At 34.9% G+C, this 21537-nt stretch carries 19 protein-coding genes; 18 read left to right on the forward strand and 1 reads right to left on the reverse strand.

The genetic code is table 11. The annotated features are described in order from the left end of the window. The 11 genes from WC622_RS05395 to WC622_RS05445 all read left to right on the forward strand — a co-directional run. Positions 1 to 685 (forward strand): hypothetical protein (locus WC622_RS05395; protein ID WP_372818038.1); only part of this gene is annotated, 685 nt, incomplete at its 5' end. A 178-nt stretch (positions 686 to 863) separates the two neighbouring features. After that, a complete protein-coding gene (locus WC622_RS05400) occupies positions 864 to 1745 on the forward strand; it encodes an AbiJ-NTD4 domain-containing protein (RefSeq protein WP_372818040.1) in 882 nt (293 codons plus the stop codon). Between the two features lie 343 nt (positions 1746 to 2088). Further along, positions 2089 to 3657: a type I restriction-modification system subunit M gene (locus WC622_RS05405; protein ID WP_372818042.1), complete on the forward strand. Its 1569-nt coding sequence runs from the start codon at positions 2089 to 2091 to the stop codon at positions 3655 to 3657. A 2-nt stretch (positions 3658 to 3659) separates the two neighbouring features. Beyond that, positions 3660 to 4904, forward strand: coding sequence for a restriction endonuclease subunit S (locus tag WC622_RS05410; RefSeq protein ID WP_372818044.1), 1245 nt, complete (start codon positions 3660 to 3662; stop codon positions 4902 to 4904). After that, the gene (locus tag WC622_RS05415; RefSeq protein ID WP_372818046.1) at positions 4904 to 7759 is read left to right on the forward strand and encodes a type I restriction endonuclease subunit R; all 2856 of its coding nucleotides are present in this window, start codon (positions 4904 to 4906) and stop codon (positions 7757 to 7759) included. The genes WC622_RS05410 and WC622_RS05415 overlap by 1 nt, the downstream gene beginning before the upstream one ends. A gap of 234 nt (positions 7760 to 7993) precedes the next feature. Beyond that, positions 7994 to 8476, forward strand: coding sequence for a helix-turn-helix domain-containing protein (locus WC622_RS05420; protein ID WP_372818048.1), 483 nt, complete (start codon positions 7994 to 7996; stop codon positions 8474 to 8476). 1746 nt (positions 8477 to 10222) lie between these two features. After that, positions 10223 to 11200 (forward strand): bacteriophage abortive infection AbiH family protein, encoded by a 978-nt coding sequence (locus WC622_RS05425; RefSeq protein WP_372818050.1) that lies wholly within the window; start codon positions 10223 to 10225, stop codon positions 11198 to 11200. Positions 11201 to 11451: 251 nt separating this feature from the next. Then, on the forward strand, positions 11452 to 11796 hold the full coding sequence (locus tag WC622_RS05430; protein ID WP_372818052.1) for a hypothetical protein: 345 nt from the start codon (positions 11452 to 11454) through the stop codon (positions 11794 to 11796). A gap of 223 nt (positions 11797 to 12019) precedes the next feature. Next, positions 12020 to 12436, forward strand: coding sequence for a DUF3788 family protein (locus tag WC622_RS05435; RefSeq protein WP_372818054.1), 417 nt, complete (start codon positions 12020 to 12022; stop codon positions 12434 to 12436). 284 nt (positions 12437 to 12720) lie between these two features. Continuing rightward, entirely contained in the window at positions 12721 to 13692 is a 972-nt protein-coding gene (locus tag WC622_RS05440) for a peptidoglycan DD-metalloendopeptidase family protein (protein ID WP_372818055.1), read from the forward strand. Positions 13693 to 13771: 79 nt separating this feature from the next. Continuing rightward, the gene (locus WC622_RS05445; protein ID WP_372818057.1) at positions 13772 to 14134 is read left to right on the forward strand and encodes an SdpI family protein; all 363 of its coding nucleotides are present in this window, start codon (positions 13772 to 13774) and stop codon (positions 14132 to 14134) included. A 118-nt stretch (positions 14135 to 14252) separates the two neighbouring features. On the opposite strand, the gene WC622_RS05450 is transcribed toward WC622_RS05445, so the two are convergent. Further along, positions 14253 to 14999 carry a CPBP family intramembrane glutamic endopeptidase gene (locus WC622_RS05450; protein ID WP_372818059.1) on the reverse strand — a complete coding sequence of 249 codons (747 nt, stop codon included), beginning with the start codon at positions 14997 to 14999 and terminating at the stop codon, positions 14253 to 14255. 348 nt (positions 15000 to 15347) lie between these two features. On the opposite strand from WC622_RS05450, the gene WC622_RS05455 reads away from it, so the two are divergent. The 7 genes from WC622_RS05455 to WC622_RS05485 all read left to right on the forward strand — a co-directional run bounded on the left by WC622_RS05455 (position 15348) and on the right by WC622_RS05485 (position 20583). Continuing rightward, positions 15348 to 16619, forward strand: coding sequence for an NRAMP family divalent metal transporter (locus tag WC622_RS05455; protein ID WP_372818061.1), 1272 nt, complete (start codon positions 15348 to 15350; stop codon positions 16617 to 16619). Between the two features lie 72 nt (positions 16620 to 16691). Further along, a complete protein-coding gene (locus WC622_RS05460) occupies positions 16692 to 17321 on the forward strand; it encodes a class I SAM-dependent methyltransferase (protein WP_372818063.1) in 630 nt (209 codons plus the stop codon). Positions 17322 to 17425: 104 nt separating this feature from the next. Beyond that, positions 17426 to 18190: a helix-turn-helix domain-containing protein gene (locus tag WC622_RS05465; RefSeq protein ID WP_372818065.1), complete on the forward strand. Its 765-nt coding sequence runs from the start codon at positions 17426 to 17428 to the stop codon at positions 18188 to 18190. Positions 18191 to 18280: 90 nt separating this feature from the next. Further along, the gene (locus WC622_RS05470) at positions 18281 to 18670 is read left to right on the forward strand and encodes a DUF1398 domain-containing protein (protein WP_372818066.1); all 390 of its coding nucleotides are present in this window, start codon (positions 18281 to 18283) and stop codon (positions 18668 to 18670) included. An 81-nt stretch (positions 18671 to 18751) separates the two neighbouring features. Further along, entirely contained in the window at positions 18752 to 19300 is a 549-nt protein-coding gene (locus WC622_RS05475) for a GNAT family N-acetyltransferase (RefSeq protein WP_372818068.1), read from the forward strand. An 83-nt stretch (positions 19301 to 19383) separates the two neighbouring features. Continuing rightward, complete coding sequence (locus WC622_RS05480; protein WP_372818070.1) at positions 19384 to 20112, forward strand: N-acetylmuramoyl-L-alanine amidase; 729 nt, start codon at positions 19384 to 19386, stop codon at positions 20110 to 20112. A gap of 6 nt (positions 20113 to 20118) precedes the next feature. Then, a complete protein-coding gene (locus WC622_RS05485) occupies positions 20119 to 20583 on the forward strand; it encodes a YciI family protein (RefSeq protein ID WP_372818071.1) in 465 nt (154 codons plus the stop codon). Positions 20584 to 21537 lie beyond the last annotated feature (954 nt).

Below are 21537 nucleotides of genomic sequence, written 5' to 3' on the forward strand. Positions count from 1 at the left end.
GTGGAAACACAAATACACTAAAAGGTCAGCAGACAGGACGAGAGTATTTGTTTTAAAATCATTCCTTGGATGGGCTGTTGAATCGCTTGAAATGTATTTAACGGAGCTAAACAGAAAACCTAAATTACTAGAGTCTGATACCTTTACTTCACTTTATTCTAAAGCTGGACAATCTGTTTACAAAAAAACTATTCTTATTGCAGATGAAATAAATGTTGACCCTATTTTGATAGCATTAATGGAAGTATTAATTACTTGGAGAAATTATACATTTCATTACGACATAGACAACGAAATTCGTGAATCAAGTATGCAATGCTTAATAGATAAAACAGATGAAGTTAAGGCAAGGTTTTCAGGATTAGACATAAATCAACTAAAGACAACTTGGGAAAAAGGAGGAGATTTTACTTTTAAAGAAACAGCTTCTTTAATTAAAGCAACTCAAGACTTTGTAAATTCAATAGACGACTATATATTGGTAAATCTTGATTATTTAAAATTCTACATTGAAACAACTCAAAGACACTTTGGAAATAGTAAACCAAGTAAAACAAGGTATGCATCATTTGACAAAGAAAAAAGAAAGAAATACATAAAAGTCTTGTTGCAAAATATTGCTGGTGTGGCAGACCTTGAAGACAATATCATTAACTCAATTATGAAAGAAATTGAAAAGAAATAACTACTGCTAACATCACATTCGCAATAGGCGGGTTTCCGTGCTCCGTAGACAGTTTAGTGGTAGCCGAAAGTTATGTGCTCCGCATAAACATTAGTGGTAAAAATCTCACCCATCGCAAATCTGCAAAACGTTATAGGCTACTCTAAGACAACGACACGAACGAAAAGAAAATATTAGTATGGAAATAGACAAAGACAATTTACCTTTTGCAAAACGATATGGATTTGAACCTGTTGAAATTCCTTTTCAATCAGACAATATTGACCACATATTACGGACAGAATTATGGAATGCGTTTTACATTTTTATTTACCGCAGACTTGAAAATGCTGAAAGTTATTCAAAAGGGACTTATCGGAGTTTGCATCAAGTTTTATGGATTCATTTTTTTAAAAAGGCACTTGACGATTTTCCACAGTATGACTATCAATTTAGCGACTTCATTAGACAGCACATTGAAAAAGGAACTTGGTATAAAGTTTACGAATTTTTCGAGTTCGTTTTTCGCAACATTGAAGATGGACACACATACCAATATTTAGAGTTTGAAGATTATGTTAATGGGAAATTAAGAGCAAATAATTCAGCCTACACATTAACTGGAAATAAGTTTATTCCTGTAACTAATAAAGCAGAAATTAATGAACTAAAACAGACACAAAGCTCTGCTGAACAACACGGATTAACAGGCATACAAGAACACTTGAATTCAGCAATCGAACTTCTTTCGCAGAAACCGAAACCAGATTTTAGAAATTCAATAAAAGAAAGTATTAGTATGGTTGAAGTAATTTCACGAATAATTGAACCAACCGAAAATACTTTGGGAAAAGCATTAAATAAACTTGACAAACACCAAAAAATAAGTGGGACACTAAAAGCAGGGTTTGAAAAGCTATATGCTTATACCAACGACAAAAACGGCATTAGACACGCATTAATGGACGAGCAAAGTGTTGACTTTGAAGATGCCAAATTCTTTTTAATAGCTTGTTCATCGTTTACAAATTACTTAATTGAAAAAGCAAAAAAGGACAACTTATTAAACAGTAAAAAATAATGACGGATAAAAGAGCAGCCGCTAACACGGGTTTTGAGTCAGGCGGGCTGAAGTGCAAACTAGGAGCTTGGTCCTTCTCATGAAATTTAGTAATAAATTGAAACTTTGCACTCCGAAATCCCGCCTGAACGCCAAGCTAGAAAAGCCGATACAAGGGACGCTAAAAGACAACAGTGCTAAATATGAACAGACAGAAATACGACATAAAAGCCACAACATATTTAGCAAAGACGGTTTTGCCCGATAACAAGCCGACCCTTCGCAAAACCAAAAGAGGCAATTTTATTCAACACACCGACTAAAAAATGTAAATTAGCGAACAAATTAATAAAGAGAATTTTAAATGTCAGAAGACCAAAAGAAACAACTTGAACAGCAGCTTTGGAATATAGCCAATACGTTAAGAGGCAAAATGAATGCGGACGAGTTTCGTGACTATATTTTGGGCTTTATTTTCTATAAATACCTTGCCGAGAAAATGGATATTTATGCAAATAATATCCTAAAAGCCGACAAGATTAAATACAAAGAGATAAAGGAAAATACCAAATATGGCAAAGAATACATTGAAGCCATCAAAGAGGAATCTTTGGAAAAATTGGGTTATTTCTTAAAACCTTCTGAACTGTTTAGCGAAGTGGCTAAACGAGGCAACAGCGATGTAGAAGGCGAAAACAATTTCATATTGGGAGACCTGCAAAAAATCTTGAATAACATACAGCTCTCGACAATGGGAACGGAAAGCGAAGAGGATTTTGACCACTTGTTTGAGGATATGGATTTGAACAGCACCAAACTTGGTAAAACTCCAGAAGCAAGAAATGAAATTATTGCAAAGGTGCTATCGCACCTTGACAAAATTGATTTCAAACTGGAGCAAACCGAATTAGATGTATTGGGTGATGCTTACGAATACCTCATTGGACAGTTTGCCAGTGGTGCAGGAAAAAAGGCAGGTGAATTTTATACACCACAGGAAGTAAGTAAGGTATTAGCAAAAATTGTAACAACAGGAAAAAGCAAACTCAAATCGGTTTACGACCCAACTTGTGGTTCGGGTTCTTTGTTGCTTCGTGTGGCAAAGGAAGTAAAAGAAGTAAGCAACTTTTACGGACAAGAAATGAACCGCACAACTTACAACCTTGCCCGAATGAATATGATTTTGCACGGTGTGCATTACCGCAAGTTCAATATTAAACAAGAAGATACATTAGAACATCCACAACATACTGGACAACAATTTGAAGCCATTGTAGCTAATCCACCATTTTCGGCTGAATGGAGTGCAAACCCATTATTTACAAGCGATGACCGTTTTAGCCAATACGGAAAATTAGCACCAAGTAGTAAAGCCGATTACGCCTTTGTGCAACATATGATTCATCATTTGGCAGAAAATGGCACAATGGCAATTGTATTGCCTCACGGTGCTTTATTTAGAAGCGGTGCAGAACAACACATTCGTAAATACTTAATTGAAGACCGAAATTATTTGGATGCAGTAATTGGTTTGCCAGCAAACTTATTTTATGGAACGCCAATTCCTACTTGCATTATGGTTTTCAAAAAATGCAAAGAAAATCCAAACGATGTTTTGTTTATCAATGCAGCCGAGCATTTTGAAAGAGGAACTCAAAACACATTGCGACAAGAAGACATTGACCGAATTGTTACAACTTACAGAGAAAGAAAGGAAGTTGACAAATACAGCAGTTTGGCAACGCTTGATTTTATTGCCGAAAACGAATACAATCTAAATATTCCTCGCTATGTAAACACCTTTGAGGAACAAGAAAGTGTTGACATTGCTTCTGTTGCAAAGCAATTGCGAAGCCTTGAAAAAGAAATGAAAAACACCGATGCTGAACTAAATGCATTTTGTAAGGAACTTAAAATTGACACACCCTTTTAACAATGGAAAAACAACAAAGCAAAAAACCGCTTATCAGGTTTCCAGAGTTTAAAGACGCTTGGGAACACAAACGACTGAATGAACTTTTAAGCGAAGCCAAAAAGCGGAACGAAGATTTGAAGTATGGCAAAGACGAAGTGCTTTCAGTTTCGGGTGAATTGGGAATTGTAAACCAAATTGAACATTTAGGCAGAAGTTATGCAGGTGTTTCGGTACACAATTACCACGTGGTGGAAGTTGGCGACATTGTTTATACCAAAAGCCCTCTTAAAGCAAATCCTTTTGGAATTATAAAACTGAACAAAGGCAAACCAGGAATTGTATCTACGCTTTATGCCGTTTACAAAGTAAATCAGCAAACGGCTTATGGGCCTTTTATTGATTATTACTTTTCGTTAGATGCCAATACCAACCGCTATTTGCGACCACTGGTAAAAAAAGGTGCAAAAAATGATATGAAGATTAACAACGCTTATGTGTTGCACGATAGAATATTTGCACCTGCTATTCCTGAACAAAAACGCATTGCATCTTTCTTCACAGTTTTAGACAAGAAAATTGCCGAACTTAAACAAAAGAAAAACCTTTTGGAGCAATACAAAAAAGGCGTAATGCAAAAACTTTTTTCGCAAGAGTTAAGATTTAAGGATGAGAACGGAAAGGATTTTCCAAAGTGGGAAAAGAAAAAATTAAAGTACTTTTTAAAAGAACGGAAAACAAGAAATACTAATTGTGAATTTGAAGAAGTTTTTTCAGTTGCAAAAAACAAAGGCGTAATAAATCAAATAGAGCATCTAGGTCGTTCTTTCGCTTCTCTTGAGATTTCAAATTATAAAGTTGTATTACCAAACGATATTATTTATACAAAAAGTCCTACAAGTGAATTTCCATTTGGTATTATTAAACAGAATAAGCTTAATAGAACAGGAGTAGTATCTGTTTTATATGGTGTTTTTATTCCCACTAACAAAAGTATTGGTCTGCTCCTTGACTTATATTTTTCTAATTGGGAAAATACGCTAAACTACCTAACTCCAATTGTACAAAAAGGAGCTAAGAATACTATTAATATAGGAAATACTGATTTTTTAAATGGCTCTGAGATTTCATTGCCAGCTTCTTTGGAAGAACAAATTAAAATTGCTGATTACATACTTGCAATAGATTCAAAGATAAATTACTGTAATATACAATTAGAAAATACAAAGCAATATAGAAAAGGATTACTTCAAAAAATGTTTATTTAATGGCAAAGCAACCCGAACAAATATTAGAAGAACAATTGGTGGCACAACTGCAAAGGTTGGGTTATGGCTTGGTGCAATTGAAAGACGAGAAGGATTTAGTTGGTAACCTGAAGCAGCAATTAGAGAAACACAACAACATACAATTCAGCAAAGCAGAATTTGAAAAGGTGTTGAACATTTTGAGCAAAGGTTCAGTATTTGAAAAAGCCAAAACACTAAGAGAAAAACAACACATTGTAAGAGATAATGGCGACAACTTGTATTTTGAATTTATCAATTCAGAACATTGGTGTCAAAACCAGTTTCAGGTTACACATCAAATAACAGTTGAGGGCACTTACAAAAACCGTTACGATGTTACCTTGTTGGTAAATGGTTTGCCATTGGTTCAAATAGAACTCAAACGCAGAGGGCTTGAACTGAAAGAAGCGTTTAATCAAATCAACCGTTATCAACGCCATTCATTCGGGGCACATTCTGCCTTGTTTCAATACCTGCAAATATTTGTAATCAGCAACGGTGTAAATACAAAGTATTACGCCAATAACAGGCATCAATCTTTCAAACAAACTTTCTACTGGACAGACAATGAAAACAAACGCCTTACCAATATCCTGAACGGTTTTACAAGCGAGTTTTTAGAGCCTTGCCACATCAGCAAAATGATATGCAAATACATTGTGCTGAACGAAACCAATAAAATATTGATGGTGCTTCGTCCGTATCAGTTTTATGCAGTAGAAGCACTTATTGACAGAGTAAAGAACAGCAATAAAAACGGATACATTTGGCATACCACAGGTTCGGGTAAAACCTTGACATCGTTTAAAGCCAGTCAGATTTTAATGAATCTGCCACAAGTAAAAAAAGTCGTGTTTGTGGTGGACAGAAAAGATTTGGATTACCAAACCAACAAAGAGTTCAACAGCTTTAGCAAAGGTTGTATTGACGGCACAGACAATACCAAACAATTGGTTCAGCAGTTTTCAGACGATACCAAACTCATAGTTACCACCATTCAAAAACTCAATACTGCAATCAGCAAAAAACAGTATTTGAGCAAAATGGAAAAACTGCAAGACGAACGCATTGTTTTCATTTTTGACGAATGCCACCGCAGTCAGTTTGGCGAAACACACAATCGCATTAAAGCATTTTTCAATAACATTCAGTTATTCGGTTTTACAGGCACTCCCATTTTTGCCGACAATGCCGTAAAAAATGAATTGGGCAAACGCACCACTACCGAACTGTTTGGTGAATGTTTGCATAAATATGTAATTACCGATGCCATTAAAGACGAAAACGTATTGAAGTTTTCAGTCGAATATGTTGGCAGATACAAACGCAAAGAAACCGCCACCGAAATTGATATTGAAGTAGAAGACATTGACACCAAAGAGTTGATGGAATCGCCCAAGCGATTAGAAAAAATTACCGATTATATTATTGCCAATCACAACCGCAAAACACACAATCGGGATTTTACTGCAATGTTTTGTGTAAGCAGTGTAGAAACGCTGATAAAATATTACGACATCTTTCAACGCAAAAAAGAAGAAGGCAAACACAATTTAAGAATAGCATCCATTTTTAGCTACGCCACCAACGAAGACGATGCAGATGCTAATGGATTTTTGCCCGAAGAACTTTCGGTTGTAGAAGAACCAAGAGCATTGTATGGCTTACAGGCTCACAGTCGTGAAAAATTGGACGAATTTATCGGGCATTACAATCAAATGTTTGAAACCAAATTTTCGACCAAAGAAAGTCAAAGCTTTTACAACTATTACAACGACATTTCTAAGAAAGTAAAGGAACGAAAAATTGATATTTTACTGGTGGTAAATATGTTCCTCACAGGATTTGACAGTCAAACGCTGAACACAATGTATGTGGACAAAAACCTGAAATATCATGGACTGATACAAGCCTATTCGAGAACAAACCGAATTTTAAACGAACAAAAATCACAAGGAAACATTATTGTTTTCCGCAACCTTAAAAACGCCACCGACCAAGCAATTACTTTATTCAGCAATAAAGAAGCGATAGAAGTAATTATAATGAAGCCTTATGAAGACTATGTAAAGAAATTCAATGAGGCATTTATAGAACTGATAAAAATAACGCCAACTGTAAACAGTGTAAACGATTTAAAAAGCGAAGATGATGAATTAGAATTCATCAAAGCATTTAGAGAGTTGATGCGAATAAAAAATATTCTCACTGCCTTTGCTGATTTTAAATGGGAAGATTTGGCAATGGCTGAACAGCTTTTTGAAGATTACAAAAGCAAGTATCTTGACTTGTACGACAAAGTAAAAAGCAATCATCAAAAAGAGAAAGTTTCCATTTTGGAAGATGTGGACTTTGAACTGGAATTAATTCACCGTGATGAAATCAATGTGAATTACATCATTCAGTTGCTCATAAAACTGAAAGCCAGCGTTCAGAAAGACGTTACCAAAACAGAAAAGGAAATTTTCAATTTGCTTAACAGCGATGCACAATTGCGAAGCAAACGAGAATTGATAGAAAAGTTCATCCAAGAAAACTTACCCGTTTTAGAAGATACAGACGACATTCCCGAAGCATTCGACAAATTCTGGAATGAAGAACAACAAAAGGCATTTAACCAATTGGTAAAAGACGAAAATCTATCCGCAGACAAAACCGAAAAAATCATAGAAGATTATTTGTTTGCCGAAAGAGAACCCTTGAGAGATGAAGTATTAGAACTCATTGAAGGTAACAAACCAACGGTTTTAGAACGCAAAAAAGTTGGCGAAAGAATATTGAGCAAGATTTTAGATTTTGTGGACACATTTATTAATGGAATGACACATCGCTGATATTGGTTATTTATTTTGTTAAAAGCCCCCCGCTAGCGCACACCTCTGGCGTGTGAAAATAATAGTAAAATAAAAATCACACACCCTTGAGCCGTAAATATAAAAACTCAATCGAAGCTTTAAAGCCACTACTGTCTTGTTTTTCGTTTAAGTTAATTTTGTTTTCCATAGCTGTAGGTTGTGAATAAAAACCTAAATTAGCTTTACTAAAGAGCCGTAGCAAACCACTGCCTATTGTTAAAAACAATTGATAGCTTGTTTCTTACGCTCAAAAAAATTAATTTATATTTGACTATGGAAACCGCTGAAAAAACAAACCGAACTCACTTAGGCCGTAAAATTAGCCGCATTCGCGAACTGCGTGGCATGAAACAGGAAACCCTTGCTGCCGAACTGGGCATTAGCCAACAGGCAATTAGCAAACTGGAACAAAGTGAAGAGATTGAGGATAGTACGCTGGAGAAAATCGCAAAGGTTTTGGGGGTTACTGCCGAAGCTATTAAAAACTACTCGGATGAGGCCGTGATAAATAATATTCAAAATAACTATGATAACTCCATTATACATGGCGGCCCTACAGTTAATCATAATTGCACATTTAATCCTCTAGACAAGTTAATGCAAGCATTAGAGGCTAATAAAGAATTATACGAAAGGTTGTTGGCAAGTGAGAAAGAGAAAAATGAGCTATTGAAAGGGATTAATTCTAAGCTGTAACCTTATTACAATACAAGACAAAAAATTAAAAAACATGGCACGGACGTGCACTAGCAAGGGGGAACTGCAAATTTCATTGCCCATATGCATGCAAAATGAAGACAATAAGAATCTTAATATTATTTTTAATCTTGTTTTCACTAATAACAATTGCAACAAGCATGTTTCAAAGTTCATTTGACGGTAATAATTTACTTGGTTTTCCATGGGCTTTTTATGAATATCTAGGAGGTAAAAGAAACCCCGAACCTACGACCAGACATAACATCAATATTTTTGCTTTAGTAGCTGACCTGACATTTATATTCATAATATCATTTATTGCTGACAAGATTATATTTAGAAACAAGGGCTCCAGAATTAACTAGCTCGCCCAACAGCGGCTTTGCAAATTGGCGGAAAATCCTTCTCCAACCGTTCCAATCTTTTAGTAATTTTAGCTTAACCGCCAAATCGCAAAGCCGGAAAACGTTATGGGCAAGTTTAACCGATCGCCAAAAACAACAATAACCCATGGACAAAATAACATTCAATCCCGACAAAATTATTGACAGGCTAAAACTCTTCAATTATAAATATGAAACCGAAGGACAGACACTAAAAGTGTTCCTTCCTATGTTTTGCTATTTAAAAATTGACTACAAATCGGATAAAGTAAAATTCACCTCTCATTTAAAATTTGGTTTTCGCTTTGCACAACTTGAATACAACTTTTTAATCTATGGATTTCTACTTTATATTCTTGCTTGGTATAACTGGGCAACCTTAAACAAAGCAGTCTTTCTGCTATTCGGTCTATTCATCGTGCATTTTGTTGTGTGCTTTATTAAAATTGAGACACTAAAACAAATTATTCACAATTGGATTGAAAACGATAATAGAACCAAATAATACAATACCCCCCACTAGAGCACCTCCTGTAGCGTGTGAAAATAATAGTAAGATTTAAAAATTAAAGAGCCTTGAGCCGTAAATAAATTCCATACTAAAGAAGGGTTATACGTTGTAAGCTTTACAACAGTACTTGTTCGCCCGCTATATTGCGATATTTTAGTAGATAGCTTAAATTAGTGCAGCGCAAGTTTAGGTTTTAAATTATTCTTCAACCTTCCCTATCTTTTAGTAATTTTAGCTTAATCGCCAAATCGCTAAGCCCTAAACCGTTAGCAGCAATGCCATGACGACACACAGTACAGGAAACCAAAAGACGGATTAACCAATAAATTAAAAAATTATGCTAGGAGAATTTTTATCAAAAAGAAAAAACAGTAAGCTATTTTGGTTCATTTTGGGGCTTTGCCTTTTATTAATTGCAATAGGCCTAATTCTTTCTCAAACCAATTGAATACAATGAAAAAGAAAACAGCAAGCAGATTATATTCATCATAACCCAGTAGTTCGGGTTTTGTGAGCGAACCATGGCATTGGAAATAGAGTAGCCCAATAGCTTACAGTGGTGGAAAAGGTTTGTTTGAAATTGAGTTTTATGCTGTTTTTTAGTTTTTAAAGGTACGCGTCACAGATGTGCACCAGCAAGGGGTTTGCATTCGTTTTGACTTTACTTAATCTCAGGTGTATCCATCAATAAAAAGCTATATAATTTATAGGTTTTTTTTCAATACTTTTATAAAAAAGGATGATGTTTATCAGACTTAGCTGCTGAAAAATGGGCGGATAGGTCTGATGATGTAAGACCTATATACAAGTTATAGGCAACTATAGACAGACAAAACGCACAGAGTAACAATGACAACAAAGCTTTATATAATAGGAAATGGATTTGACCTTCATCATTATCTGAAGACCAGCTATTATGACTTTGCGAATTATTTACGAGAAGAACATAATGACATTTATTCAACCTTGGAAAGTTACGTCTCTTACCCAATTTCGGAAAATGACTTGTGGTCTAGATTTGAAGAGAATTTAGCAAATCTTGACGCAGAAGAAATTCTATCTGAACATTCGGACACATTACCAGATTATGCAAGTGACGACTTTAGAGACAGAGATAGATATGTGTTCCCTGACATTATGGATGAACACTTTCAGAAATTAACGATTGGACTTTTTTCTGCTTTTCAAGAGTTTATTCAGCAAGTTGAGTATCCCAATTATTCTTGGGAACACAAAATTGAAATTGACAAAGAAACTACATTTTTAACTTTCAACTACACTAATACGCTTGAAAGACTGTATTCAATAGATAAATCTAAAATCACCTATATTCATAACTCTGCTTTTTATGGTGCAGACGAAATTATACTTGGACACGGAATTGACCCTGAGACTTTTGAAGAAAAAAAACCTGAGCCACCTGATGACTTAGATCCTGAAGAATTAGAAGAATGGCATAATCAAAATGATGATTATGATTACTCCTATGACGAAGGGAAACAAAACTTAATGAGATATTTTAAAGCCACATATAAACCAACAAAAGAAATAATAAATCGACATTCTGATTTCTTTGCCAACTTAAAAACAGTTGAAGAAATCTTCGTTTACGGACATTCAATCTCTTCTGTTGACCTTCCTTACTTTGAAGAAATAGTAAGAAATGTTCGTGATGATATAAAATGGACAGTTTCATTTTATAATTTGGACGAACATAACAGACATAAGACAACACTTAACAATCTTGGAATTGCAATTGACAACATTCGACTTATTCAACTTGAAGATATACAAGAGAATAATAAACAATTAAAAATTGAATTTTAACGAGACAAAATGAAGAGAATGGCAGCCTATAACAACGGTTTGGCAAAAGTGGCGGAGAATTCTTCTACAACCTTTCCAATCTTTTAGTAATTTCACTTAACCGCCACCATTCGCCAAGCCGCAAACCGTTATGGGTCATTTATTCTAGGGACAGTATGACACTTAATAATAGAGAAATAATTTTTGTTGCGTACTCGACTGAGAGAAATTGGACAGCTGAATTACCAAAGTCAAATTGGCTATGCGTTCTCGTGGACAATGACCGGCCACGAAATTATATAGACGAAGTAATTTCGAAAATTATTAACAATGACGTTTGTTGGGTAAGTACAGTTGGAAAGAGTTGCGAAAAGAACCATGATTTGATTGACGATGAAATACAATTTAGAGAAGTAGACATTGATAATCTCTATTTACCTAAGCACGACATCATGACCACTTGGCATAATGATTTTGACAATGGAATTTGGTTTTCAATTTTTGCTGCGAATGACGAAGATGTTGAAATCGACAAGGTTGTAATTCTTGACATGACGGACGGAACGGAAGCTGAAAGAATAAACAAACTGATAGAAGGATTTCAAGTGAGTGGTTAGAAAAAACGACCTACAACATCAGCTATAAAACATATGCTGTATTGTAGGTTCTTAACTTGTGTGCTGTTAAATTTCGTCAGCAACGTGGGACAAAGATGTAGGTTGTCTCGTATTGCAATAGGCGGCCTGAACAGTTTCGTATCATCTGGAGTGCAAAATTCAATTGCTGTTCTTCAATTAAATTTCTTACTAAAATACTCGCCCATAAAGCCGCACAAAGCCAATGAAAAGCATATTTACAAACAAGAATGATGTTCCAACAACCGACAGGCTGAAAATTGCGTTAGGCAACACATTTGAGCTCTGGAAAAACGTTGAAGAGTTTACTTTAGCAAATTTTCCAAACGCAAAAGTAGAATGGAATTTTTCCAGTGAAAAGTTTGGATGGAGCTTCCGAATAAAAGATAGTAAACGTGTACTCGTATATTTACTTCCAAGAGATAATTTCTTCAAAACCGCATTTGTATTTGGACAAAAAGCAACTGAAAAAATTCTTGAGAGTGATATTGCTGAATCCATAAAAACGGAACTTAAAGCAGCTAAAGTTTATGCAGAAGGGCGAGGAATACGTATTGAAGTCCGAGATAATGGTAACTTTATAGATCTTCAAAAATTAATTAAAATTAAAATTATGAATTAGACCAACTGCTAACAACCGTTGGCGCAACGATTGGTTTTTTGAAAAAAAAATAATGTCATAGTAACAGCCAACAATGGGTTTGTCAAAATGCCCCCGTTGGTAGTGTCGTCTTTGCGAGGCTTGTTTTTCACAAGTCGAAGCAATCTCCTACTCGCATTACATAGTAATTTGATATGAAATAGCTACCACTGCTAAGATGGATTAAGAAAGGTATTTTATTGAAGATACTTGCGTACATTTAAGAATTGGCTGTACTAATACCAAACCTCACAGAATTCTACAGAATGAAAAAATATCTAGTAACCATCCTTTTGACAACTATTATGAACGTGGCATTTGGACAAACTGAAAAAATAGTTAATAAAACTGTTGCAGACAGTTTTGAGATGAATTATAACGCAGACAATTTTGATGCAATATTTTCGAGCTTCTCAACAGAAATGCAAAACGCGTTACCACTTGACAAAATGAAAGAGTTTTTAGCAGGATTGAAAACGCAAGCAGGAAAAATTACAAAGAGGCAATTTGTAAAATATGAGCAGACTTACGCCTCATACAAGACAAATTTTGAAAGAGCATTATTTGCAGTTAATATTTCGGTTGACAACAATTCGAAAATCAATGGGCTGTTTGTGAAACCCTTCACAGAAAGTAATTTGCCCAAATTAGTTCGCAACACGACAAAACTAATTTTACCCTTTAAAGACGAGTGGACAGTAATTTGGGGTGGCGACACAAAAGAATTAAACTATCACGTTGAAAGCGAAGCGCAAAAAAATGCCTTTGATATGGTAATAACTAACGACAAAGGAAATTCATACAAGACAGACGGAAAAACAAATGAAGATTATTATGCTTTTGGAAAAGACCTTATTGCACCTTGTGATGGAGAAGTTGTTCTGGTAGTTGATGGAGTTAAAGACAATGTTCCAGGAATTTTAAATCCTGTTTATGTTCCAGGCAACACAGTTATTATAAAGACACAAAACAACGAGTATCTTTTTTTTGCGCACTTTAAACAACATTCAATCGTAGTTAAACAAGGGCAAAAAATAAAGCAAGGAGAGTTACTTGGACTTTGCGGAAATTCAGGGAATTCTTCAGAACCCCATTTACATTTTCACATCCAAAATGTAGAAGATATGAATTCAGCAACAGGAGTGAAATCTTACTTCGACAAAATAAAAGTGAATGGTTTAACAAAAATGGATTATTCACCAATACAAAAAGAGAAAATTAGTAACATAAAAAAATAGCGACAACTAACATGGGTTTGGTAAAGTGGACAATATAATGCAACCCTAAATAATAATAAAACTTGACAATTTTTAACTCATGGACAACTCTTTGACTTCAATAACATTAATCGTTGGACTTATTTTTTTTATAGTGGGTTTATTATTTAAAATGTTCCCTCCCAAAAAAATCAATTCAATATACGGTTACAGGACTTCTTCTTCTATGCGTAACCTTGACACATGGACAGTTGCTAACAAATATTCGGCAGGGCTTATGATTTTTGAAGGTATAGGTATGACAATTATTGGAATTTTAATACTTATGTTTTCCGGTATTGGGACAATTGGTACGGGCATATCAGTTGGGTTCGTTATTTTGTTTGTTATTTTACTGATCGTATTGACAGAAAAACACCTCAATAACTTGTTTGACAAAGACGGAAATCGAAAAATTACATAACCTGTAACATGACGTTTAATCAACTTACTAAAAACTGTAATAAATGATAAAATTTATAAAATTTGTTTTTGTGTTAGTTGGTGGAGTTTTTCTGATGGTTGGGTGTAAATGTTGAAGTTTAGCTAACAGTTCTTTTCAAATTGATGTTCCTATTAAAAAAAAGAAAAATTAGTAGAATAACTCCCCATATAATAGCCAATACCCAAGTACTGCCTTTGTGTGACACTAATGATTCTATGTTTAAAAGTGAATTTGTCGATTCATACGCAATGTTTGATCCCCAATGGATCCCAAATGCCAACCATAAAGATTTTGTATTCCAAACAGTATAGGCTAAAAGTAATCCTAATAAGAATAAATAGGTTAATACTGCGGCTCCATCATTCAATCGCCATATATGGTTTAGCACAAATACAATCGCAGAGAGGAATATCCAATATTCTTTTTTCATCTTACTTCCTAAATGCCCAAATAAGTACCCCCTTGTTAAAATATCTTCAGCAATGGATGGTATGGAAGTCATTAAAAGAAGTGTGGGCAATTGCTTAATTAGTGTTTGTATTGTTGGATACACAGCAACTCTTTCATATCCCAATCCTACAGAACATAAAACAGAAAATCCAAAACCAAGTAAACCTATACTTAAACCTTTGATTAAATTATATCCCCAAGCTGATTTTAAGCTTAATCCGAAACCTCCTAAGCCTTTCCAACCTTGCATTAAGGCTAATAAAAAGGCTATAAGTAAAAACCCAACTTTACAAACAGCCATAATCCAAAAAGCGTTAAAAAACTCAGGAAAATGATAAATACTAAAGAGGATAACAAATCCTGTTAAAAAGGACAAAATTGCTTTCTTATTCATACTATATATTTGTAACCTAAAAATATAAAATTTGGCATTTTTTTACAAACTGCAACCAACCAATCTCATCAGATTACCAAAAAAGAGCACAATACAGTCAATATAGAATCTACAACGACACCATTCAAATTTGTAGGAAGTATTGGTCGGCCCAAGCAGGAAACTGGCTTCCTTCAAGCCAATTAATCATCAACAAACAAGGCTTCATTCAAAAAAATTCTAGTGATATCATTTTATATTATAAAAAACTATAGTGCATTTTTTCCTTAGCTTTAAATAAGCAAATCGTACAACTGCTTTCCTACGCACTTGGTTGTCGTTTTGCCAACCATTCAACTACAACTCAAAATGATAAAAAAGAAAACATTTATAGTTAAGCTCTTAGGTAGTTGGAAAAAACTTGGACCAGGTTTGGTAACTGGAGCAAGTGATGATGATCCATCTGGGATAGCAACGTATTCTCAAGCTGGTGCTGCATTTGGTCTTGCTACTTTATGGACTTCAATTATTGCTTTTCCATTAATGGCCTCTATTCAGCAAATGTGTGCAAGAATTGGCTTGGTCACCTCGCAAGGTTTAACAGGTACACTTAAAAAACACTACCCAAGGCCCATTTTATATGTCATGCTGTTGTTTAGCTTTCCTGCTATTGTAATGAATATTGGTGCCGACATTGCAGGGATGGGTGCGGTAGGCAATCTGCTGTTTCCAGCAATTGAGGCTAATTATTTCAGTGTCCTTTTCACCATCATCCTGCTGGGTTTAATCATCTACCTACCCTATCAAAAAATTGCAGCAGTGCTAAAATATTTGTGCATCGTCATGTTGGTCTATTTCATTGTGCCGTTTTTGTATAAACAAGATTTTTCAGCAATTCTCAAGGCTACTTTTATTCCATCTATAAAATTTAACAAAGAATTTATTGCCATTATAGTCGGCATACTTGGTACTACTATTTCACCCTATCTTTTCTTTTGGCAAGCCTCGGTTGAGGTAGAAGAAATGAAAAACAAAAAGAAGCACTTGATAGTGAATAAAAAGATCATTCATGAGATTAATCAAGATGTAGATTTTGGAATGACAGTTTCAGGATTTGTAATGTATTTTATCATTCTTACTACGGGAACTGTTTTATTTAATGGCGGCATTCACCAAATAGACACAGTAGAACAAGCTGCAATGGCATTAAAACCATTAGCAGGAAACTTAGCCTATCTTCTTTTTGCCATTGGTGTAATTGGAACAGGGCTTATTGCAATTCCTGTATTAAGTGGTTCTATATCTTACATCATTACCGAAACTTTTGGCTGGGAACAAGGTCTCGATAAAAAATTTCATGAGGCAAAAGGTTTTTATGTCATCATTGCTATTTCATTAGTCCTTGGTTTGTCGTTAACCTACATTGGCATTACACCAATTCAGTCCCTCATTTATACAGCTATCTTGTATGGCCTAACTGCTCCTGTTCTAATTGCTATTATCTTACACATTTCTAACAACAAAATTATAATGGGAAAAAATGTGAATGGTAAATTGGCAAATTTTCTCGGCTTTGCTGCATTACTAATTATGACAGTTGCTGCTGTACTTTTAATTTATCTGCAATTTTGGGGCAATTAGAAAAGTAGTGCTAAGAAGAGAATTTGAGCTTTTTTTTAAAACCAAATCTTAAATTAGCATAAAAAGAGAAAAATGAACGTAAAAGAAGCATACAACATTTGGTCGGAACAATATGACACAAATGAAAATAAGACGAGAGATTTAGAGGCAATTTCACTGAGGCAAAACTTAAAAGAACAAAAATTTGGTGCGTGTTTAGAAATAGGTTGTGGAACAGGAAAAAATACCGAATGGTTAGTTTCTATTGCTGACAACATTTTAGCTGTTGACTTATCGGAAGAAATGTTAGCAAAAGCTAAACAGAAAATTACTTCAGAAAATGTAAAATTTGTTCAAGCTGACATCAACAAAGAATGGAGCTTCACGGACAACAAAAAATTTGATTTAGCAACTTTTAGCTTGGTATTAGAACACATTGAAAACTTAGATATCGTATTTCAACGACTAAATGAAGTCATCAACTTAAATGGAACTATTTACATTGGCGAATTGCATCCATTTAAACAATACAACGGAACAAAAGCAAGATTCGAAACAGCTGATGGACTTCAAGTAGTCACTTGCTTTAACCATAACATTTCTGACTTTGTACATTCGGCCAAAAAATATAATTTTCAGTTAATTGATATCAACGAATATTTTGATGAAGACGATAAAAATACACTGCCAAGAATTTTGACGATGCTATTTAAGAAGAATTAAAGAACAACGAACGCACACAAGTTTAATAAGCTGTTTGCTAAATATCTTCCAAATCTTTAACCCCAAACGCTAACTACAATTTTACAGGATCTCATTGACATAGAATGAAATTTGACAAGCATTTTCCAACAGAGAAATTAAAGGATTACATAAAATATTATGTGATATCGGAAAATGATGTTGAAAGCGAATACAAAGTTTTTCCTTCTTCTGGACTTGTTATTGGATTTCAGTATAAGGGACAGCTTTCATCAATTAAAGACAAGACTTTAACTAAACTGACATCGGCAGGAATTACAGGTATTGCCGATAGTTACAAAATCTTTAAAAACTCGGCAGACATCGGTACTGTTTTAGTTTACTTTACCGAAATCGGTTTTACCCATTTTGCTTCGCACCCTTCAAACGAACTGTTTAATTTAAGCCTTTCACTCGATGACATTTTTAACAAGAACGAAATAAGTGAGGTAGAAGAAAAATTGATGATAGCCACAACAGACCAGCAACGAATAAAAATTGTAGAGCAGTTTTTAGTAGCACAGCTCAAAGACATTCAAGCAGACAAGCTAATTGTTGAAGCAGTTAAATTAATCTATATGAGTAAAGGAACAATAAGAGTAAAAGAACTGAATGAAAAGCTTTTTATAAGTCAAAGCCCATTTGAGAAACGATTTAGAAAGGTTGTGGGAACTACACCTAAAAAATTTACCTCAATTATTCGTTTCAATTCTGTGCTCGACAACTTGAAAGAAATCAAATCGCTTACTGAAATTTGTTACGAAAACAACTTCTTTGACCAAGCACACTTCATCAAGAACTTCAAACATTTTACAGGAGAAACCCCAGAAAATTTTAAACGCTTCTTATAGAAAAAACGATTTTTTACAATTACAGGAATTTTAAGCAAGGCACCTTTGTATGGTAATTCAACAATCGTTTAACCATTAAAATTTTAAAAAATGTTTACAGTAGAACAAATTAAAGCTGCTCACAGCAAAGTAAAATCAGGTGCCGACTTCCCTTCTTACATTAAAGAAATTAAGTTGTTAGGTGTTACACATTACGAAGCCTATGTAACAGACGGTCATATTGACTATCATGGTGCTAATGATTACATAGCAAAGGTGCCTGCAAAGTACGACCCGTTAGTAATTGCTGACACTGCTAAAAGTGACGAATTTAAAGCAGAGCTAGTTGCACACCAACAAGGTAAAACAGATTTCTTGACATTCATAAAAATGTGTGCGACTTTTGGTATTGAAAAATGGGCAATCTGTATGGACAAAATGACCTGCACCTATTACGACAAAGCAGGAAATGAACTATTGGTGGAACAGATACCACACTAAGAGCTACCTATAACAGCAGTTTGGGGTAAACCGTTAGGTATTAGCTACGGCACCCCAACTTAAATAAACAAATTTAACAACATGGTAAACATAAATTTCTCACCTTTCCCAATCTTAACAACCGAAAGGTTAACGCTTAGACAATTGTCAGCCAATGACGGGCAAACTATTTTTGCGTTACGTTCTGATCCAGCAATAAACAAATACCTTGGCCGACAGCCAAGCAAAACGCTTGAAGATGCATTAAACTTTATTACGAGTGTGAATGAGAACATTCAACAAAACAATTCAGTGTATTGGGTAATCACGCTAACCGATACAAAAAATGTTGTCGGTACGATTTGCCTATTTGACTTTTCCATTGAAAAAAATAGTTGCGAGATTGGATATGAGTTGATGACGAAATTTCAAGGACAGGGAATGATGAAAGAAGCAGCAGCAGCAGTTATTGACTTTGCATTTGAGACTTTACAATTTCAAAAAATAATAGCCTTTACGCATAACGACAATAGGAATTCTACAAAATTGTTGGAGAAATTAAACTTTACAAAGTCAGTAGCAGCTGATCAAGAAATGCCTGATTTTACTATTTTCACATTGACAAATTCGCCAAACAAAAAGCAGGATTAATTTAATTATATAAGAATAGTTACGCTTCAAGAAATGAGTATCAACTAGAAATCTTTATCTTAGGTTCATTAAAACATCCCGCTATGAAAAAACTAATCTTACCCCTATTGCTAATCGTTTTACTTTCCAGCTTTACAATTCATCGTTTACATAAAGATAAAGCTGTGATTATTTGGCAACCCTCTCACCAAACGGATACAGGGGTAGACTTTAGTGAGGCTGCAACATGTAATGCCATCGTTGAAGCTGCAATGGCTACCAAACCCAAATTAAAAGAATATAAGGTTTGGAGTTTAAATAAAGATGGCTTGCACCATAACAATGTGGGTAGCAACACAGTGATTGAACATACTTCTGCCATACTAGATGGTAAAATTTCTGGTTATGCCTATGAGTTACAAGAAGCAAACAAGAAAAAACCAGATGTATTTATTGCAGTTCACAACAACGGTGGCACAAAACGCCATGCCATTTGGGGTTTTATACATGAAGGTGATCCATATGAAGCAGATAATAAAGAATTAGCAGCTCGATTAATTGCAGCGGTAAGTAAGGCTACCGATTTAGAAAATAGAGGTGTACAATTAGATAGCTCTACTGGAAGAAATGATTATCTATGTAAAACTACGGGTAAACGTGGCTTTTATAGCTTAGATGAAAATGTGAATACGGCAAAATATAGAGTGCTCTTAGAAATTGGCGACAATGGTGTGAGTAAAGCATTTTTAGAAAATCCTGCCAATCAGAAAAAAATTGGAGAAGCCATAAAAACTGAACTCAACAACTGGTTAACTGAGAAAAATTTAAACTAAGATATCATGAAAAAACTGTTGCTCTCTTCTTTTCTGTTAGCGTTATGTTTTTTTGTAAACGCACAAGAGAAAAAGATAAATCCCAATTACGATGAAGCTTTGGCCAAAAAAAATGGCGCTGAAGAAAATGGAATGAAAATGTATGTTTTAGTTATTCTGAAAACTGGAACTAATACGACAGCCACCAAGAAAGAAACAGATAGCCTTTTTAAAGGGCATATGGATAACATTAGTCGATTGGTAAAACTTAACAAGTTAGTAGTTGCTGGTCCCTTGGGTAAAAATGATAAAACCTACCGTGGTATTTTTATTTTAAACACAAAATCTATTGATGAAGCGAAAGCGCTTTTAGCAACAGATCCAGCATTCAATTCTAAATTACTCGATGCCGAGATCATGAACTGGTATGGATCTGCTGCCCTTGCCGAATACTTACCAGCGGAAGATAAAATCTGGAAAGCTAGGTATTAAATTAAGGCGAATTCAGGTTAAGCATGTTTCTATTCTTAATCTAACTCAAGCCGTAGCAATAGCTCTTCGTTAACTTAAATCGACCTTGTCCAGTGCGGAAAGCACTAATTATCCTCAGCAGAAACTTTAATAGCGCTGGGCGCAGTCGTGGATTTTTTTGCATACTTTTTTCATCTACAGGAAAAAAGTTTGTCCGCGAAGCGACGGAATGACAATATCTCACAAACCAAGAATATTACTTCGTCATACCCAACTTAATCGGATGGGTATCGCTCCATTGGAGTCCCTTTGGGATAATGCGAATATATATTTCTTCTTAGTGCTTTAAGATTCCCGCCTACGCGGGAATGACGCACTTAACTATACAACTCGTCATACATAACTCGATCCAATAACCATACAGCTCGTCATACCCAACTTGATTGGGTATCGCTCCACAGGAGTCCCTTTGGGATAATGCGAAATATATATTTCTTCTTAGTGCTTTAAGATTCCCGCCTACGCGGGAATGACGAATGAACTTTTATTTTTGACACTAAGTCTGCCCTATAAAGCAGATGCTGAAACAAGTTCAGCATGACTAATTTTGCTACTCTTCTCTTTGGCTATTTGCAAGTTTCCGTTCAAAAAGAACTGTCTTAGACCAAGAACAACCGTCAATCCCCAGTGCCAGCCAATCAAAAAAACAGGAGTACAAAAGAACAATTATCACTGCCGAGCCTTAAACGCAGTGGTTTTGTGCTCAATTTTGCAAATACTTTCATTTATCAATAACAAACAAAATGCAGTGATGTTGTTTTTTTGATGCGTAGAGGGATGTGTGAAAAGGCACATCAGGGATTGACAAGCATTTTTGTATACTTTTGATGCTTCAAAAGTATAATGCCCTGCGGCATAGAGCATAAAATAAAATAAATGGTTGTGTCCACAATAGGCCTACTCGGGAATGATGCA

Origin of the sequence: Pedobacter sp., assembly GCF_041662865.1 — a bacterium.
Lineage (GTDB): Bacteria > Bacteroidota > Bacteroidia > Sphingobacteriales > Sphingobacteriaceae > Pedobacter.

Excerpts from the sequence above, each read along its gene's own strand:
- WC622_RS05400 (WP_372818040.1), top strand. The coding sequence starts at position 864 with ATGGAAATAGACAAAGACAATTTACCTTTTGCAAAACGATATGGATTT.
- WC622_RS05405 (WP_372818042.1), top strand. The coding sequence starts at position 2,089 with ATGTCAGAAGACCAAAAGAAACAACTTGAACAGCAGCTTTGGAATATA.
- WC622_RS05410 (WP_372818044.1), top strand. The coding sequence starts at position 3,660 with ATGGAAAAACAACAAAGCAAAAAACCGCTTATCAGGTTTCCAGAGTTT.
- WC622_RS05415 (WP_372818046.1), top strand. The coding sequence starts at position 4,904 with ATGGCAAAGCAACCCGAACAAATATTAGAAGAACAATTGGTGGCACAA.
- WC622_RS05425 (WP_372818050.1), top strand. The coding sequence starts at position 10,223 with ATGACAACAAAGCTTTATATAATAGGAAATGGATTTGACCTTCATCAT.
- WC622_RS05435 (WP_372818054.1), top strand. The coding sequence starts at position 12,020 with ATGAAAAGCATATTTACAAACAAGAATGATGTTCCAACAACCGACAGG.
- WC622_RS05440 (WP_372818055.1), top strand. The coding sequence starts at position 12,721 with ATGAAAAAATATCTAGTAACCATCCTTTTGACAACTATTATGAACGTG.
- WC622_RS05445 (WP_372818057.1), top strand. The coding sequence starts at position 13,772 with ATGGACAACTCTTTGACTTCAATAACATTAATCGTTGGACTTATTTTT.
- WC622_RS05450 (WP_372818059.1), bottom strand. The coding sequence starts at position 14,999 with ATGAATAAGAAAGCAATTTTGTCCTTTTTAACAGGATTTGTTATCCTC.
- WC622_RS05455 (WP_372818061.1), top strand. The coding sequence starts at position 15,348 with ATGATAAAAAAGAAAACATTTATAGTTAAGCTCTTAGGTAGTTGGAAA.
- WC622_RS05460 (WP_372818063.1), top strand. The coding sequence starts at position 16,692 with ATGAACGTAAAAGAAGCATACAACATTTGGTCGGAACAATATGACACA.
- WC622_RS05465 (WP_372818065.1), top strand. The coding sequence starts at position 17,426 with ATGAAATTTGACAAGCATTTTCCAACAGAGAAATTAAAGGATTACATA.
- WC622_RS05470 (WP_372818066.1), top strand. The coding sequence starts at position 18,281 with ATGTTTACAGTAGAACAAATTAAAGCTGCTCACAGCAAAGTAAAATCA.
- WC622_RS05475 (WP_372818068.1), top strand. The coding sequence starts at position 18,752 with ATGGTAAACATAAATTTCTCACCTTTCCCAATCTTAACAACCGAAAGG.
- WC622_RS05480 (WP_372818070.1), top strand. The coding sequence starts at position 19,384 with ATGAAAAAACTAATCTTACCCCTATTGCTAATCGTTTTACTTTCCAGC.
- WC622_RS05485 (WP_372818071.1), top strand. The coding sequence starts at position 20,119 with ATGAAAAAACTGTTGCTCTCTTCTTTTCTGTTAGCGTTATGTTTTTTT.